This is a genomic window from Phytohabitans aurantiacus, assembly GCF_027923225.1.
GTDB lineage: Bacteria > Actinomycetota > Actinomycetes > Mycobacteriales > Micromonosporaceae > Phytohabitans > Phytohabitans aurantiacus.
This window is the reverse complement of sequence record NZ_BSDI01000056.1, coordinates 62515-78652: the sequence shown is the minus strand read 5'-3', so window position 1 is coordinate 78652 and position 16138 is coordinate 62515. Positions and strand designations below refer to the sequence as shown.

The 16138-nt window shown below is 69.5% G+C and carries 14 protein-coding genes; 9 read left to right on the top strand and 5 right to left on the bottom strand.

The genetic code is table 11. The features are described 5' to 3' along the window. From QMG73_RS37425 to QMG73_RS37405, 5 genes are all read left to right on the top strand, one after another. Positions 1-471 (top strand): serine hydrolase (locus QMG73_RS37425; protein WP_281903717.1); only part of this gene is annotated, 471 nt, incomplete at its 5' end. 4 nt (positions 472-475) lie between these two features. Then, a complete protein-coding gene (locus QMG73_RS37420; protein ID WP_281903716.1) occupies positions 476-2716 on the top strand; it encodes an MMPL family transporter in 2241 nt (746 codons plus the stop codon). 239 nt (positions 2717-2955) lie between these two features. Continuing rightward, positions 2956-4101: an RCC1 domain-containing protein gene (locus tag QMG73_RS37415; RefSeq protein WP_456107260.1), complete on the top strand. Its 1146-nt coding sequence runs from the start codon at positions 2956-2958 to the stop codon at positions 4099-4101. A 219-nt stretch (positions 4102-4320) separates the two neighbouring features. Then, on the top strand, positions 4321-7794 hold the full coding sequence (locus QMG73_RS37410; RefSeq protein WP_281903714.1) for an Ig domain-containing protein: 3474 nt from the start codon (positions 4321-4323) through the stop codon (positions 7792-7794). 6 nt (positions 7795-7800) lie between these two features. Beyond that, positions 7801-8961 (top strand): pyridoxal phosphate-dependent aminotransferase, encoded by a 1161-nt coding sequence (locus tag QMG73_RS37405; RefSeq protein WP_281903713.1) that lies wholly within the window; start codon positions 7801-7803, stop codon positions 8959-8961. Between the two features lie 112 nt (positions 8962-9073). Here QMG73_RS37405 and QMG73_RS37400 read toward each other — a convergent pair whose 3' ends face one another. After that, on the bottom strand, positions 9074-10033 hold the full coding sequence (locus QMG73_RS37400) for an NADP-dependent oxidoreductase (RefSeq protein ID WP_281903712.1): 960 nt from the start codon (positions 10031-10033) through the stop codon (positions 9074-9076). Positions 10034-10105: 72 nt separating this feature from the next. After that, positions 10106-11362 carry a cellulose binding domain-containing protein gene (locus QMG73_RS37395; protein ID WP_281903711.1) on the bottom strand — a complete coding sequence of 419 codons (1257 nt, stop codon included), beginning with the start codon at positions 11360-11362 and terminating at the stop codon, positions 10106-10108. A gap of 41 nt (positions 11363-11403) precedes the next feature. Here QMG73_RS37395 and QMG73_RS37390 point away from each other — a divergent pair, with 41 nt between their 5' ends. Both QMG73_RS37390 and QMG73_RS37385 read left to right on the top strand, forming a co-directional pair. Continuing rightward, entirely contained in the window at positions 11404-11592 is a 189-nt protein-coding gene (locus QMG73_RS37390) for a hypothetical protein (protein ID WP_281903710.1), read from the top strand. Continuing rightward, positions 11589-13046: a sialidase family protein gene (locus tag QMG73_RS37385; protein WP_281903709.1), complete on the top strand. Its 1458-nt coding sequence runs from the start codon at positions 11589-11591 to the stop codon at positions 13044-13046. Before QMG73_RS37390 ends, QMG73_RS37385 begins: the two co-directional genes overlap by 4 nt. Positions 13047-13100: 54 nt before the next feature. Here the strand turns inward: QMG73_RS37385 and QMG73_RS37380 are convergent, their stop codons facing one another. Continuing rightward, a complete protein-coding gene (locus tag QMG73_RS37380) occupies positions 13101-13538 on the bottom strand; it encodes a cellulose binding domain-containing protein (RefSeq protein ID WP_281903708.1) in 438 nt (145 codons plus the stop codon). Between the two features lie 116 nt (positions 13539-13654). Here QMG73_RS37380 and QMG73_RS37375 point away from each other — a divergent pair, with 116 nt between their 5' ends. After that, on the top strand, positions 13655-14374 hold the full coding sequence (locus tag QMG73_RS37375; RefSeq protein WP_281903707.1) for a hypothetical protein: 720 nt from the start codon (positions 13655-13657) through the stop codon (positions 14372-14374). 196 nt (positions 14375-14570) lie between these two features. Beyond that, positions 14571-14927: a hypothetical protein gene (locus QMG73_RS37370; RefSeq protein WP_281903706.1), complete on the top strand. Its 357-nt coding sequence runs from the start codon at positions 14571-14573 to the stop codon at positions 14925-14927. Positions 14928-14951: 24 nt separating this feature from the next. Here QMG73_RS37370 and QMG73_RS37365 read toward each other — a convergent pair whose 3' ends face one another. Both QMG73_RS37365 and QMG73_RS37360 read right to left on the bottom strand, forming a co-directional pair. Then, on the bottom strand, positions 14952-15662 hold the full coding sequence (locus QMG73_RS37365; protein ID WP_281903705.1) for a VOC family protein: 711 nt from the start codon (positions 15660-15662) through the stop codon (positions 14952-14954). Between the two features lie 22 nt (positions 15663-15684). After that, on the bottom strand, positions 15685-16101 hold the full coding sequence (locus tag QMG73_RS37360) for a hypothetical protein (protein ID WP_281903704.1): 417 nt from the start codon (positions 16099-16101) through the stop codon (positions 15685-15687). Between the last annotated feature and the right edge of the window lie 37 nt (positions 16102-16138).

The window sequence follows — 16138 nt, the reverse complement described above, 5'->3', positions numbered from 1 at the left end:
CCCGCCAACGGCCGCTGGAGCCTACAACCGCCACCATTCCCCGGCGGCGGCGGAGGACTCGTCTCCACAGTGGACGACTACCACGCCTACTTCCAGATGCTCCTCAACGCCGGCACCCACAACGGCCAACGGATCCTGTCCCGACCCGCCGTCCAACTCATGACCACCAACAGCCTCACCCCGGAACAGACCGCCGCCCGCACCGCCATGGCCCGCGACAACGTCCACATCTCCCACGGCCAAGGCCAACACGGCGGCTGGGGCTTCGGCATGGCCGTACGCACCTACCACGGCGACTACGCACCCATCGGCCAATACGGCTGGGACGGCGGCAGCGGCACCTCCACCTACGCCGACCCCCACCACCAACTCATCGGCATCCTGCTCACCCAGGTCGGCGCCTCCGCCCCCTACTCCATCCAGGTCATGCACGACTTCTGGACCACCATCTACCAAGCGATCGAAGGCTGACACCGTGGCAACGTTCCTCTCCCGATTGGGCCGTTTCTGTTTCCGGAGACGCGGCCTCGTCGTCCTGCTGTGGGTCGTGGCCCTGGGTGCCATGGGCTTCGCGGCGTCCAGCGCGCCGCCTCCGCCCGCCGACACGTTCTCGATGCCGGGCACGGAGTCGCAGAGGGCGTTCGACCTGCTCGAGCGGAAGTTCCCGGACGCCCGCGCGGACGGTGCCGCCGCCCGCGTCGTCATCCGGGCCCCGGGCACCGAGGAGATCACCTCGGCCGCCCGCAAGGCGCAGGTCGAGCAGCTCGTCGCCGACCTGGCCAAGGCGCCTCAGGTCGTCGCCGTGGCCGATCCGTTCCAGGCCAACGCCGTCAGCGGCGACCGGAGGACCGGATACGCCTACGTCACGTACGGGGCGACCGCCCTGGAACTGACGGACGCGGCGCATGACGGCCTCACCGACGCGCTGCAACGGGCTCGCGACGCGGGCCTGGTCGTCGAGGCGGGCGGCGACGCCGTCGAGATCGAGCAGGCGATGAACGGGACGGGTGAGCAGCTGGGCATCCTGCTGTCCGCCATCGTCCTGCTGATCACCTTCGGATCCCTCATCGCCGCCGGCATGCCGTTGCTGACCGCCTTGGTCGGCGTGGGCATCGGAGTCACCGCGATCGCCGCGCTGGGCAGCACCCTCGGGCTGTCGTCCACGACCTCCACGCTCGCGTTGATGATCGGCCTCGCCGTCGGTATCGACTACGCCCTGTTCATCGTCTCCCGCTACCGTTCCGAGATCGGCGAGGGACGCGAGCGGGCGGACGCGGCCGCCCGAGCCGTGGGCACCGCGGGTTCGGCCGTCGTGTTCGCCGGACTCACCGTGATCATCGCTCTGGCGGGCCTGGCGGTGGTCAACGTCCCGCTGCTGACCAAGATGGGTCTGGCCGCGGCCGGTACCGTCGCCGTGGCCGTCCTCGTCGCCCTCACCTTCGTGCCCGCGCTGCTCGGCTTCGCTCCCATCAGGGTCCTCGCCCGCCGGGACCGCCACCGGTTCACCGGCAAGCCCCTGTCGAAGCGCCAGCAGCGCAAGGCCGACAAGCGTGCGGCGAACAGCGGGCCGAATCTCGGCGCTCGCTGGGCCGGCTTCGTGCTGCGCCATCCCGTCGCCGTCCTGCTGCTGGGCGTGGTGAGCCTGGGTGCCGTCGCCGTACCGGCGGCGAGCCTGGAACTGGGCCTGCCAGGGGAGGGTTCGATGGCCCCGGAGACGACCCAGCGCAAGGCGTACGACATGCTGTCGGACTCCTTCGGTCCCGGCTTCAACGGACCGCTGCTGGTCACGATCGAGGCCAGCGACGCCAAGGCGGCGGCGGAGCAGGTACGCACCGCGCTGGAGTCGGTCGACGGCGTCGCCACCGTTTCGCCGGTCACCACCAACCCGTCCGGCGACACCGCGGTCGTCAACGTCGTGCCCGAGACCGGTCCGACCGATACCAGGACCGAGGAACTGGTGCGTTCCCTGCGCACCGCCGCCGGCCCGCTCGAATCCCGTACCGGCGCCTCCGCGATCCTGGTCGCCGGCCAGACGGCGATGTTCATCGACTTCTCCCAGACCCTGGACGACGCGCTGGTGCCGTACCTGGGTCTGGTCGTCGGTCTGGCCTTCCTCCTGCTCATCGTGGTGTTCCGGTCCGTGCTGGTCCCGCTCAAGGCGGCGCTCGGCTTCCTGCTGTCCGTGACCGCGGCCCTCGGTGCCGTGGTGGCGATCTTCCAGTGGGGCTGGCTCGCGGACGTCATCGGCGTCGACCAGCACGGCCCGATCATCAGTACCCTGCCGATCCTCATGATCGGCGTGGTCTTCGGCCTGGCGATGGATTACGAGGTGTTCCTCGTCTCCCGCATCCGCGAGGCGTACACCCACGGCGCCAGCGCCGCCGAGGCGGTCGTGACCGGGTTCCGGTACGGCGGACGGGTCGTCACCGCCGCCGCGATCATCATGACCAGCGTCTTCTCCGGCTTCATCATGGAAGACAACGACTTCGTCAAGATGATCGGCTTCGGCCTGGCCGCCGCCGTCCTGTTCGACGCGTTCGTCGTCCGGATGGCCCTGGTGCCGGCCCTGTTCGCGCTGCTCGGCAAGTCGGCCTGGTGGCTGCCGAGGTGGCTCGATCGGGTCCTGCCGCGCATCGACGTCGAGGGGGAGAAGCTCGCCGACCCGCCCGAGACGCCCATGGGACAGCCGGTTCGGGAGCACCACCTCGTGGGCTGAACCACCGCATGGACAAACTCCGCCGGGGTGAACTCACCCGGCGGAGTCTCCGCGTTCTCGACCGGTCCTCGACGTTGACTCTAGTCAGTGATGATTATCGATGCTATGAATTGGTGGGTCATGGGCGACCTCCCTGTTCAGGTATCGACGTCGGTTGGAGACAACAGCGCATGAGGGAATATCAGGATGGTCGGCCGGGGGCTCGATGGCGGCGTTGGGCCAGAATCACCATCGCCACCGTGGCGACATCCGCCGGAATCGCCGCGCTCGCCATGGGAGCGACGACGGGTGCGGCCGCCGCGGGCTCGCAGAACGCCGCGATGGCCGCGCCCGCGGTTTCCAGCGTCGCCGCGGGCTACTCGCATACGTGTGCGATCCCTGTCGACGGCACGCTCTGGTGTTGGGGCAACAACTACAATGGTCAACTCGGCGACGGCACCACCACGAACCGGACCACCCCGGTGCGTATCGGCGACGCGACCACCTGGGCCAGTATCGACGCCGGCATGAGCTACAACTGTGCGATCCGCACCGATGGAACCTTGTGGTGCTGGGGTAACAACCGCAGGGGCCAGCTCGGCGACGGCACCACCACCAATCGCACCGCTCCCGTGCGGGTGGGCGACGGCACCACCTGGGCCAGCGTGAGTGCCGGCGAGGGTCACGCGTGCGCGATCCGGACCGACGGCACCCTGTGGTGCTGGGGCTTCAACCGCAACGCGCAGCTGGGTATCGGTTCCGACGTCCAGAACGTTCTCGCCCCGATGCGGATCGGCACGGCGGCGAACTGGGCGAGCGTGACGGCCGGTTTCGCGCACACCTGCGCCACCCGCACCGATGGCACCCTGTGGTGCTGGGGCGACAGCTCCAATGGCCAGCTCGGTGTCGGCAGCATGACCTTCAAGTCGACTCCGACGCAGGTCGGCACCGCGACCACGTGGTCCGGTGTGACAGCGGGGTACACGCACACCTGCGCCGTCCGCACCGACGGCACCCTGTGGTGCTGGGGCGAGAACGGGTATGGGCAGTTGGGTGTCAGCGGCATCCACCAGAGCACGCCGGTCCAGGTCGGCACCGCCACCACGTGGTCCGCGGTCCGCGCGAGCGACGACTCCTCGTGCGCGGTCCGCACGGACGGCAGCCTGTGGTGCTGGGGCAACAACATGGCGGGGCAGCTGGGCGACGGCACCACGACGCACCGGTTCGCGCCGACCCGGGTCGGGACGGCGACCACCTGGACCAACCGCATCGTCGTCACCTACCACGCCTGCGTGATCCGCACCGATGGCAGCCTGTGGTGCTGGGGCAACAACCTGGCCGGACAGCTGGGCGACGGCACGACCACCGACCGGTCGGCGCCGGCGCAGCTCAGCCTTCCGGGCTGACCCCAAGCGTTCCAACGGCGGCACCGCTTCTCTCGTAGAGGCGGTGCCGCCTTCTTGTCTGCGGAGCCGCCGTGCCCTTGACCATGCCCTGGAGTGCCGCTATGTTCCGCAGAGAACGTTCTCTTAATCGACTCGACTTGCCACGGCCACGACCGCGAAACACCAGTGTTGTTCCCATGCCAGCCGATAGAAACCGTTTACTCGGAGTGGAGAGATTTGGTGGCAAGACGCCTGAGAGTGCCGGTCGCCATGGCCGCGTGTGTCCTGACCGGGGCCGTCGCGATCGCACCACTGACGGTGGCGACGACCGCGAGCGCCGCACCCGAGACCTTCCCGACCGTGACGCTGAACCAGATCACCAGCAGCGAGGGGTTCGTCCACCCGGGCATCGGCGTGAGCGCCAATCGGCTGTCGCAGGCCCGGCGGCAGGTGCTCGCCGGTGCGGAGCCGTGGGCGTCCTACTACGCCGCGATGGTGGCCACGAAGTACGCGTCGACCACGTTCAGCTCGGCCAACCAGGGCGCGCAGACCGACTATCCGGCCGTTGACGCGTTCAACTCGCAGGCGGTCCAGTCGAGGCTCATCGACGACGCCTTCCGCGCGTACACGCAGGCGATCCTCTATGTCATCACCGGAAATCCCGCCTTCCGGGAGAACGGGTTGCGGCTGCTTCGCATCTGGAGCCACATGGATCCGGCGAAGTACGCGTACTACCCGGACGCCCACATCCACTCCGGTGTCCCGCTACTGCGCATGCTCGCCGCGGCGGAGATTCTCCGGTACTCCAGCGTCAACCCCAGCGGCACCGGCTACGACCTCACCTGGCAGGCCGCGGACACCACGAACCTCAAAGCCAACCTCGTGGAGCCGATGACGGCCACCTTCCTGTTCAGCAACAAGCGCTTCATGAACCAGCACCTGTACTCGCTGGTCGGCGCGCTCGCCGGCGCCATCTTCACCGACAACCGGCCCCGGTACGACGAACGCGTCGAGTGGTTCTCGGTCAACGCCACGAACCCCGACACGTACGCCAACGGTGGGTTGCTGTCGCTGTTCCAGCGCATCGACAAGAAGGACCCGCTGAACCCCTACGGCACGTCGTTCGTGCAGCACCAGGAGATGGGCCGCGACCAGGCGCACGCCTGGGACGGTGTCGCCAAGCTCAGTGAGATCGCGCGGCTGTTGACGATCCAGGGCACCCGGTTGGACCCCGTGAAGGGTACGGTGTCGACGGCCCGGAACGCGGTGACGCCGTACCGGTTCGGAAACAACCGCCTGCTGGCCGGTGCCGAAGCCTTCTACGCGTTCATGCTGGGCAAGACCATCCCGTGGATCGACACGAGCGACCACGCCGGCGTCCTCTCCGACGCCTACCGCGGCCGGCTGTTCTCGCCGATCGACGAGCTCTACGACGTGTACCGGTACGACGTCGGGATCAATGTGGACGATGCCGCCCCGAGCGTGGCCAAGGCGGCCAGGCAGGCCGACGGTCCGACCCTCTACTGGGGCACCAGCCAGTACAACTTCTGGAACAGCAACCCCGACTACAACCCGGACCACTGGCTCTCACTGCCGTTGGCCGCCGCCGGAAAGGCACGGCCGAAGCCGACCGACGCGCTCGTACAGGCCGAGACGCGCAGCATCGCGCTGGACACGCGCTCCTCAATCAAGCGCGAAGGCGACCGCGCTTTCGTGCGGATGAGCGGATCGAAGGGCGGGACGACGATCGCGGTCCGGACGCTGATGTACCCGAGCCGCAACGGATACAGCCCGGTCGGTGTGCTGCTTCGCACCAACGGCACGGCCACCCTGCAACTGCGCAAGAACATGTCGCTGGCGCCGTACCACACGTTTCCGGTGCCGAACACCCACGGCCAGTGGCGGTACGTGGTCTACGACATGGACCTCGGCCTGATCCGGGGCTCGCTCGCCGGAGACAACCTGGCGTACTACACAGTGGTCGGACCGTCGTCGACCACAGTGGACATCGACAGCGTCAACCTGGAGGCGAAGAGCCAGCTGACCCCGCCGGCCTTCGGGGCGGGACGCCAGACCACGCTCATCGCGGTGGCCGGCGCCAGCCTCAGCCGGTCGCTGGCGGCGACCGACGCCGGTGGCGACACGCTCACGTACGACAGCTCCGGCCTGCCGTCCGGCGCGACGCTCGACTCCTCGACCGGCGCGCTGAGCTGGTCGCCCGGGGCCGGTGACACGGGAACCCACGCGTTCCTCGCCGTCGCCTCGGACGGCACGGTCGACACCGTCCTCAGCGTCACCGTCAAGGTCGTCGCCAACCGCGCGGCCGCAGTCACCGCGGCACTGGCCGGTTACGACCCCACGCGGGCGTACGTCCGCGAGACACTGTCGTCGTTGGACACCGCGCGGAAGGCGGCCGAGGAGGCGGCCGGGGACGCCGACGACGGTTCCTTCGCGGCACGTATCGAGGATCTGCAGGCCGCCGTGGCGGGATTGCGGCTGCTGTCACCACGCCTGCCCGACGGCACGCTCGACTACCGCGGGATCGTGTCCTCACCCACCCTGAACGCCTACGCCATCGACAACATGGCCGACGGAGACTTCAACTCCATCTCGGGCGACCTGCGGGCGCCGTTCGTGCTCGACGCCGGTGCCGGGTTCCGGACGCGGGCAGACGCGTTCGGACTACAGGCACGGTGGAACTTCGCCAACCGTTCCGAAGGCGCCAACGTGTACGGCTCGAACGACGGCACGGCGTGGACCCTGCTGACCGCGCGTGAAACCACCAACACCACCGAGGCCCGATTCGCCATGGAGACTCTCCCGGTACGTGCCGAGGTGAAGGACCAGTCGTTCCGGTTCCTCAAGGTCCAGGTGGACCACCCCGGCGTACCGACCGACCCGGCGTACCCGGGCCTCTCGTCCTTCAGTGAGCTGCGTGTCCACGGCGAACGCGTCCAGACGGTGCGGGCGGTCACATCGGCGTCCCTGTCGTCGAGCAACGCCACGCCGGGAACGGCGGTCGACGGCGACACCGTCACGCTCGACCTGGTGGCGTCCGAGCCCCTCGCCATGGTGACGGCGAAGATCGAGGGTGTCGAAGCCACCATCACCAGTACCGACAGCCAGCACTGGCGGGCCACCGCCGTACTGCCGGACAACGTCGGGTATGGGCGCGCGCTGCGATTCGCCGCCGACTACACCACGGCGGCCGGCGGTATCGGCTCGACCGTCCTGCAGACAACGGACGGCACGTCCCTCGCGTTGTGGAACACCCACATCACCGTCGTGCCACCCGACCCCTCCTGGGTCACCGCATCGACCGTCTCGTGGCCCGGCACCGGCACGCAGGCCGGCAACGGCTGGAAAATGTTCGACGGTGACATCACCACGTACACCGACACCACCACCGCCAACGGCTGGGTCACCGTGACCCCGCCCAGCGGGACCACCCTGGACGTCAACGCGGTGCGGATCCGCCCGCGCGTCGGCTACCCGGCCCGGGCCAACGGCACGGTGCTGCAGAAGTCGACCGACGGCGGCGCCACCTGGACCACCCTGGTGACCATCACAGGCGTCACCGCCGACGCGGAGTGGTACCTGTTTCCGCTCGCCCAGAACGAATCCGTGCCGCGGCTGCGCGTCCTGGACGAGCACGGCGGCAACACCAACATCGCCGAAGTCCAACTACTGCGATTCGACGGCACACTAATGTGAGGTCATATGACGGTCACCCGCCTGCGCGACATCCCTGGCATCGGGGTCGATGCCGTCGGCGACGCGGCGGACGCCGCCGCCGACCCCGACTTCCTGCGCCTGGAAAACCTGGACACCGACCTGCGACCGCCCGCCGTCGCGATCGCGGCGACCCGGGCCGCGATCGACGATGACGCGGCCAACAGCTACCTGCCGTTCCAGGGACACCGTTCCCTGCGCGCCGCCGCCGCGGCACACGTGGGGCGGATCGCGGGCCGCGGCTACGACGCCGACACCGAGTGTGTCAGCGTGGCCGGCGGGCTCAACGGCATCCTCAACACACTGCTCGCCACGGTCGAGCCGGGCCAGGAGGTGGTGCTGGTCGATCCCGTCTACGCCGGCCTGGTCAACCGGGTCCGGCTCGCCGGGGGAGTGCCCCGCTTCGTGCCGTCCGAGGCCACGCCAGACGGCTGGACCGTCGACCCGGCACGGCTCGCCGCCGCAGTCGGCCCCGACACCGCGGCGGTACTGATGATGGGACCGGTCATGCCGAACGGGCTGGTCCTGGACGAACGACACTGGTCCGCGCTGGCCGGCGCCTGCGAACGGCACGACGCCTGGCTCATCTACGACGCGGCCATGGAACGCATCCGCTTCGACGGCCGCCCTCCCAGCCACCCCGCGGCCCATGACGGTCTCGCCCGGCGCACCATCACGGTCGGTTCGGCGTCCAAGGAGCTGCGACTCATCGGCTGGCGTGTCGGTTGGGTCGTCGGCCCCGCCCCCATTCTCGCCGACATCAAGCTGGTCGGTCTGACCAATGTGGTCTGTCAGGTCGGGTTGGCGCAAGACGCGGTGGCGGCGGCGCTGGACGCCCCTGACGCCGAGTCCGATGTGGCCGCCGCCACCCGCGAATGGCGGCGGCGCTGTGACACGGTCCTGCACCAGCTCGCTGGCTATCCGATCGTCCGGCCGCACGGCGGCTGGTCACTGCTCGTCGACACCAGGCCGCTGGCGCTGACGCCCGGCGCGCTGTCGCGGCTGCTGTTCGACCGCGCGAAGGTCGCGACCACCCCCATGGACGGCTGGGGCCCCAGCGGCGAGCACTACCTGCGGATCGTGTTCGCCAACGAGCCGGTCGAACGCCTCACCGGCCTCGGTGACCGCTTCCGCCAAGCGATCGGGTGAGGGTCGTGGGGACGCGAAGGGTGAGGCCGCGGGAGCGACGGCATGGAGCGCGACGGGCATCGCGGCAGCTCTATAACGTATAGCGGCAGCTCTATAACGTATAGCGGCAGCTCTAGAACGTGAGGACGAGCTTGCCCGTGGTGCGGCCGGTCTCGCCGCGGGCGTGTGCCTTGGCAGCCTCGGCGAGTGGGAACGTCGCGTCGATGTGGGCGCGGAGCCTGCCCTGCTCGGCGAGCTCGGCGATGGCGCGCATGCCGGCGTGGTCGGCCTCGACGAGCATCGTCTCCAGCCGGACGCCCCTTTCTTCGGCCTTCTTCAGGTCGGCGTCGCCGTCGCCGGACAGGATCGAGACCACGGTGCCACCCTTGCGCACGACGTCCAGGGAGCGGGTGAGCACGTCGCCGGCGAGGGCGTCCAGGACCACGTCGATGCCGTCGACCGCTTCGGTGAAGTCGGTGGTCCGGTAGTCGATGAGCTCGTCGGCGCCGAGCTGGCGCAGCAGGTCGTGCTTGCCGGCGCTGGCCGTGCCGATGACGTAGGCGCCGCGCGCCTTGGCGATCTGCACGGCCAGGTGACCGACGCCGCCGGCGGCGGCATGGATCAGGACCCGCTGGCCGGGCTGGAGGTCCGCGGTGTCGACCAGCGCCTGGTACGCGGTGAGGGCGGCGAGGGGCAGCGCGCCGGCCTGCACGTGGTCGATGTTCGACGGCTTGCGGGCGAAGGACCGGGCCGTGCCCTTGACGTACTCGGCGTAGGCGCCCGCGCCGACCGGGAACGGCAGCATGCCGAACACCTCGTCGCCCGGCTTGAACAGGGTCACTCCGCGGCCGACCCGCTCGACAACCCCGGAGACATCCCACCCGAGTACCGGGACGGGCTCGCTCAGCCACGGTGGGCCCGCGCGGTGCTTCCAGTCGGTCGGGTTGACCCCCGCCGCGTGGACGCGGACCACGATCTCGCTCATTCCGGGCACGGGCCGCGGCCGCTCGACCTCCTTCAGTACCTCCGGGGGGCCAAAGGCGTCCTGGCTGATGGCGCGCATGGTGGGGCTGCCGTCGGTGTGTGGACTCATGCTCCCAGCCTGCTCGGTAACTCATGGTTCCGCCAACCGGCCGCCGCCCTGCCCAGGGGCGGCGGCCGGTGCTCACGCGGCGGTGCAGGTCGCGGTCGGCGCGGGGTTGGCGCCGGTCCAGGAGCCGATGAAGCCGAACGTGGTCGTGCCACCGGCCGGCAGGGCACCGTTCCAGCTCATGTTCCTGGCGGTGACGGCGGAGCCACTGGAGGTGACGGCGGCGCCCCAGGCGGAGTTGATCGCCTGACCGTTCGCGAAGGTCCAGGTGACGGTCCAGCCGTTGATGGCCCTGCCGGCGCTGACCCGCACCTCGCCCTGGAAGCCGCCGGCCCACTGGGACACGACCGCGTACGCCGCCGTACAGCCACCGCTCGGGGGCGGTGTGGTGGTGGGCACGACCGACGGGGATGTCGTCGGGTTCGTGGTCGGGTTCGGGGTGCCCTGGAACTGCGCGAAGAACCGCCAGGTGACACCCGGCAACCAGGAGGTGCCCGAGCCCGCGTCCTGCGGCGTGGGGGTGTGGCCGCCGTCGAACGCGTGCCACTCGACCGGGTACCCCGACCGGCAGGCGGAGTAGGCGAAGCTGGTGTGCGTACCGCTGCCCGCCGCCGGCTCCGGTGGGCTCGCCGCGGCGCAGCCGTTGTTGCCGGCGAACCGGTCGCGCATCGACCGCGCGCCGGAGATGCCCAGTACGTTGTCGCCGAGGCCGTGCGCCTGCAGGTACCCGATGGGCTGCGTGCCGCCGCTGCACCCGCTGATCACGCCGCCGGAGTAGATCGCGACCGCCCGGAAGACGTTCGCCCGGGCGCACGCCAGCGCGTAGCTCATGCCGCCGCCGTAGCTGAAGCCCAGCGAGTACAGCTGAGTGGTGTCGACACACAGGTCGCCGGTGATCCTGCTGACCATGTCGTCGGTGAAGGTCACGTCCCGGCCGCCGGGGTTGGGCCAGCCGTTGTCGATGCCCTGTGGCGCCACGAAGATCGCGCTGTTGTTCGACAGCGCGCCAAGGCCGTAGTAGTCGCCGCTGGCCACGTTGTTGGCGGTGCCGCCCAGCCAGTGGAACCCGAAGATCAGCCGGTACTGGCGGCTGTTGTCGTAGTTGCTGGGCAGCCGCAGGATGAAGCTGCGCTGCGTGCCGCCGCTCTGGATCGTGTGCGTACCGTTCGTCAGCGTCGGCGCCCTGCCGCATCCGGCACTGGCCGCGAGGACGCCGACACCGGTGTTCGACGCCGAGGTCGTCGCGGCACCCGACGGCAGCGCGGTCACGAGGAATGTCGCGAGACCCGCGGCGGCCGCGAGGCTCGACAACGCCAATTTATTGACAGCCATAACTGTGTACGGTAGGCGTAGTGATAACGACCGTCAATGTAATGACGAACATCGATATCGAGCTGGACTCTTCTGCCTGCGCGCGCGTTATTGCCGTGCCCCGCGCGCGGCGCAACGGATCTCTGGCAGTAACCTTCCTGATGTTGTTGTCGGACCGTCGGAAAGCTCCAGGCGGGACGAGCAACGACCTATGTGGACACCCCATCGGCAAAGATGAGGAAGGCCAGTGATCCAAACCCCCAGGGCACTGTTGCCCACGGCTGCCATCCTGCTCGCCTGCGTCGTCGCGCAGCCCGCTTACGCGGAGGAGGCCGCGTCGTCCGGAACCGTCACCATACGTTCGGTCTCCGGCGCCAGTCCGCTGCCCGCCGGCTGCGGACTTCCCCAGGGCGACGGCTACGTGCTGAACCCGAACACCGAAGTCCTGCCCATGGTGGCGCGGGACCCGAACCGCCCGTGGCACCTCGTCACGATTTTCCAGCAGGACCGCTGGAACCGGTACGGCAGCGACGGCGCCGTCACGGCCGTGTCGGACGACTACGGCCACACCTGGCGGCGCTCCGAGAACCTGCCCGCCTTCTCCCGCTGCAACGGCGGTACCGCCGCCAACGGCGGGGACTACGACGTCACGACCGACAACTGGATGACCATCACGCCGTCCGGTGCGGCGATCGCCGCGTCGTTCTCGCTGTCGCGGACCGGCGAGACGACGGCCATCCTGGTGGCGCGCTCCGGTGACGGCGGCAAGCGCTGGGACGCCCCGGTCACCCTGCAACGGGACGACAACCCGCAGTTCTTCAACGATCGCCCCACGGTGACCGCCGACCCGTACCACCCGGGCGTGGTCTACGCGGTGTGGGACCGCATCGACGCCACGGCGGAGCGCTGGATACAGCCGGTCTACCTGGCGAAGTCGACCGACGACGGGCGCACCTGGACCACCAGGAAGGTGTACGACGTGCCCGACAACAGCGGCACCATCGGCACCCAGCTCGTGCCGCTGGCGGACGGGACGCTGCTCATCGGGATGCACTACGAGACGGACACCGAGGCTTTCACCCAGGTCATCCGCTCGACCGACGGCGGGCAGACCTGGTCGGCGCCGACGCTGAACGTTCCCGCCCCGATGGCGGTGGGACCGCGCATCCCCGACCCGGACAACTCCGGTAACCCGGTGCGCAACGCGTCCCTGCCGCTGCTGGACGCCCAACCGGGCACCCAGAACGTGAGCGCGGTCTGGCAGAGCGTGGCCGCCGACGGCACGTACCACGTGGACTACTCGCGGTCGACGGACGGCGGGCAGACCTGGTCCAGCCCCATCCGCGTGGACAAGACGCCCACCGGCTCGGCCGCCGTGCCGGTCGTCGCCATGGCCAGGAACGGCACCGTGGCGGTCACGTACTACGACTTCCGCAACAACACGCCCGACCCCGCCACGCTGCCCACCGACCTGTGGGCGGTCACCTGCGCGAAGAACTGCGCGCAGCCCGGAGCCTGGCGCGAGCAGCACATCGAGGGGCCGTTCGACGCGCGGAAGGTGCCGTCGACCAGCGTGGGACTGCTGGTCGGTGACTACACCGGGCTGGTTTCGGTCGGTGGCAAGGCGTTCGTGGCCACGTACAGCGTGTCCACAGGAGACAGTGCCAATCCCGTGGACGTACACAGCGCGCTTTTCGGTAGCTGAGCGGCTGTCCGGCCAATGAGTGACGGGACCCCGCGAGCGCGGGGTCCCGTCTGGTCAGCGGTTGGCGTTCGTGCCGGCCTGGATAACGCACGGCGTGCCACGGGTATGGCAGTTTTGTGGCCAGCTCTGGCCGAGAATGGGGATTCCGTAGTGGACCGCGCCGCCCGGAGCCATGTACTCCGAGTGCGCGTTTTCGAGAATGAAGTGCTGGCCTACCTTGGTGACCCGGATACTGAATGAGAACAGCCCCTGGACCACCTCTCCCGGCGGAAGATCGAACTCCATCCGCCAGCTGGTCAGGGGAGCGCTCGTGTCGTTGGTGATGGCGAAGACCAGGACGTATGACGCCGAGCCGAGTGGCCGCCGGCTCAGGGTGGCCGTGTCCGCGTAGGCCGCAGCGGGAGCGACCAGCGTCGTCGCGCCGACAAGCGCGGCCATCAGTCCGGCGAGCGCGGCAAGGCGTGATCGCCACCGCTTTGCGCTATTGTGCAATTCTTCCTCCCGTTGAACGAATCCGCCGATTTGACTCCGCGGACAGTCTCGTTCATCCAGTTGGAATAGAACTCGATAAATGGTCGAGCCCGCCGCCTTCCGTATAGCCTTGGGCGGTGGGATTTTACGACGGCAGGTGCATGGTCACGGGCTTGGCGCTGAAGGCGAACGACCCCGCGGTAGCCGTCCTGCTACTCGCCGCTGACGGCGGGTACCGGCCGTTCACCCTCGGCCTGTATGGCATCTACAACTGTTACGGCACCATCGATTCGGTGGTCGAGGACACCAACAGCGGTCTGGTGTGGACCTACCTCGTCGACCGGCTTCGCGACGGCCGGCTCGTCGTCGGCGCCGGCGAGCAATTGGACCCCACCGACGACATCGACATCCTGCTCGAGGTCGTCGAGCGCAACCAACTCGCCTTCCTCGACGAGTTTGGATCCGAGCCCGCGCTGACGCTGGACGGAGCCGTCGTCCATCATGCCCTGATCTACCAACCCGTCTGGGAAGCGGTGGCCGCCCACCACCCGGCGCCCATGGCAGACGGGTGGGGCGCCGACGTCTACGGCGAGCGGCTGCCGGACCTCGCCGCACAGGTCGTGCGGTTGGGCGCGATAGACGCGTTCCTCGCCGCGCGCGGGCTCACGTGGGCGCCGCCGGGGGAGTCGAGGCAGCGCTACCCGACGGACCTCGGCATGATCTACGACCTCGACGAGGCGCGGTCGTTCGTCGACCAGGCCAGGCGAGACCTGGCCGACGTACCGCTGCTCGCGGCGGCAATCGACCACAGCGCCAGCCGGCTCGCCGAACGCGACGAACACTCGGACCCCGGATAGCGCGGCGGTCCTGCGAAGCTCAAGATGTCCTCAAAAGCCGCAAAGCCTAAGGCCTCACCCCGCGCGGATCTTGAGCGTGACTGGACGCGGAGGGCGAGGCCGCGGGAGCGACGGTCTGAGCCACGACGCGCATCGCGGTAGCTCACGGTCCGGGGTCCTGCCACTGTGGACCCCGGACCGCCGTAAACTGTGGGCCGTGATTGAGCTCGGCGCCCGGGTGCGGGCGCAGCCGGCACCGCCTCGTGTGGTCTGGTCGTCGCTGATGCGGCTCCACGGTCCGGGGGCTCGCCAATGGCTGGACCTGCTCGACGACGAGGTCGAGCCGCGGGTCCTGGAGAGCCTCGAAGCGACGCTCGTGGTCTGGTCGTCGCTGTGGCCGGACAGGCCCGACGAGCGGATCAGGTTCGACATCGAGCCGGATGGTCCCGGGAGCCGCTTGCGGTGGACGCTGCTGACACCGGGGCCGGAGCCGACAGCGAGCAAGATCGGGCACATGCGCTTCCGGCTCAACTTCCTTGTCAACGAACGGCTGCGCAGCTCCTACGGTCAATAGCGCACCCTCAACGCGCAGAGCTGGTCAGTCCCAGCAGAGGCAGAAGGGTTTGCCGGCGGGGTCGGCGAAGACGCGCCAGTTCTCGCCCTCGCCGGGCAGGCGGGTGGCGCCGATCGCGAGCGCGCCCCGCTCGGCCGCGTCGACGTCGTCGACGTTGGCGTCGAGGTGGAACTGCTGCGGGTGTGCAGGATCCCCCCAGCGCGGCGGCACGTACCGATCGACCTGCTGAAACAGCACCGGCTGCGCGCCGTCTTCGCCGATCATGGCCATGCCGTCGCCCTCGAAGGTGACGGGCTTGCTCAGCAACTCGCTGTAGAAGGCGCTCAGCTCCTTGGCGTCCGGGCAGTCCAGCATCACGCCCATCAGCGTGGTGCCCGGGTTGTCGGCCTTCAGGCACAGGTCGAATGGGTGGCCGGCCGGGTCGGCCAGCGTGTGCCAGGTCTCGTTGCGGCGCAGCAGGGTCGCGCCGAGGGCGACGGCGCGGTCCGCCGCGGTGTCCAGCTCGGGTACCCGCAGGTCGAGGTGCGCCTGCTGCGGGTACTCCGGGTCCGGCCACCGCGGCGGCTCGTCGTCCGGCGCGTACTGGATCCCGATCCGCCACCCGTCTTCGGTGGTGAGGGTGATCCATTCGTCGTCGGCGTGGACCTGGGTCCAGCCGGCCAGCTCACGGTAGAACGCGGAGAGGCCGGCGATATCGCGCGCGTCGAGTACGACGTTTCGCAGCGTGCCAATCATGTCCCCATCATGTCGCACGCGCTCAGGGGAAGCGGGTGACCTCGGGATAGTCGGGGTCGGCGCCGTCCAGGACGGGCCGTGCGGCGCCCCGCAGGTGGGTGTCGAAGAACGCGGCGACGTACACCCGGACGATCTCGTCGGTGCGATCGCCGTCCAGCGCGGCCAGCGGCAGGCCGAACCGCTTGGCCAGCGGCGCGTAGTCGCTGAACGACATGTGGACGGTACCGGTGACGGTGAACCATCGGCGCCACCCGCTCAACCCCTGCCACGCCGTGTCCCAGGAGGGGTGCAGCCGGCTCATCCCCACCGGGTACGGGCCGGAGGGCGCGGGCAGCGCCACGGGGCTGGTGGGATCGGCGCCGGCGGCCGTGACCGGGACGGCGACGGTGGCGAGCAGGCCGGCGAGGATGCCCGCGGCCACGCGAACGGGTCGAATCATGCCCGGAACGCTAGGCACCGGTCGACGGCGCCAATAC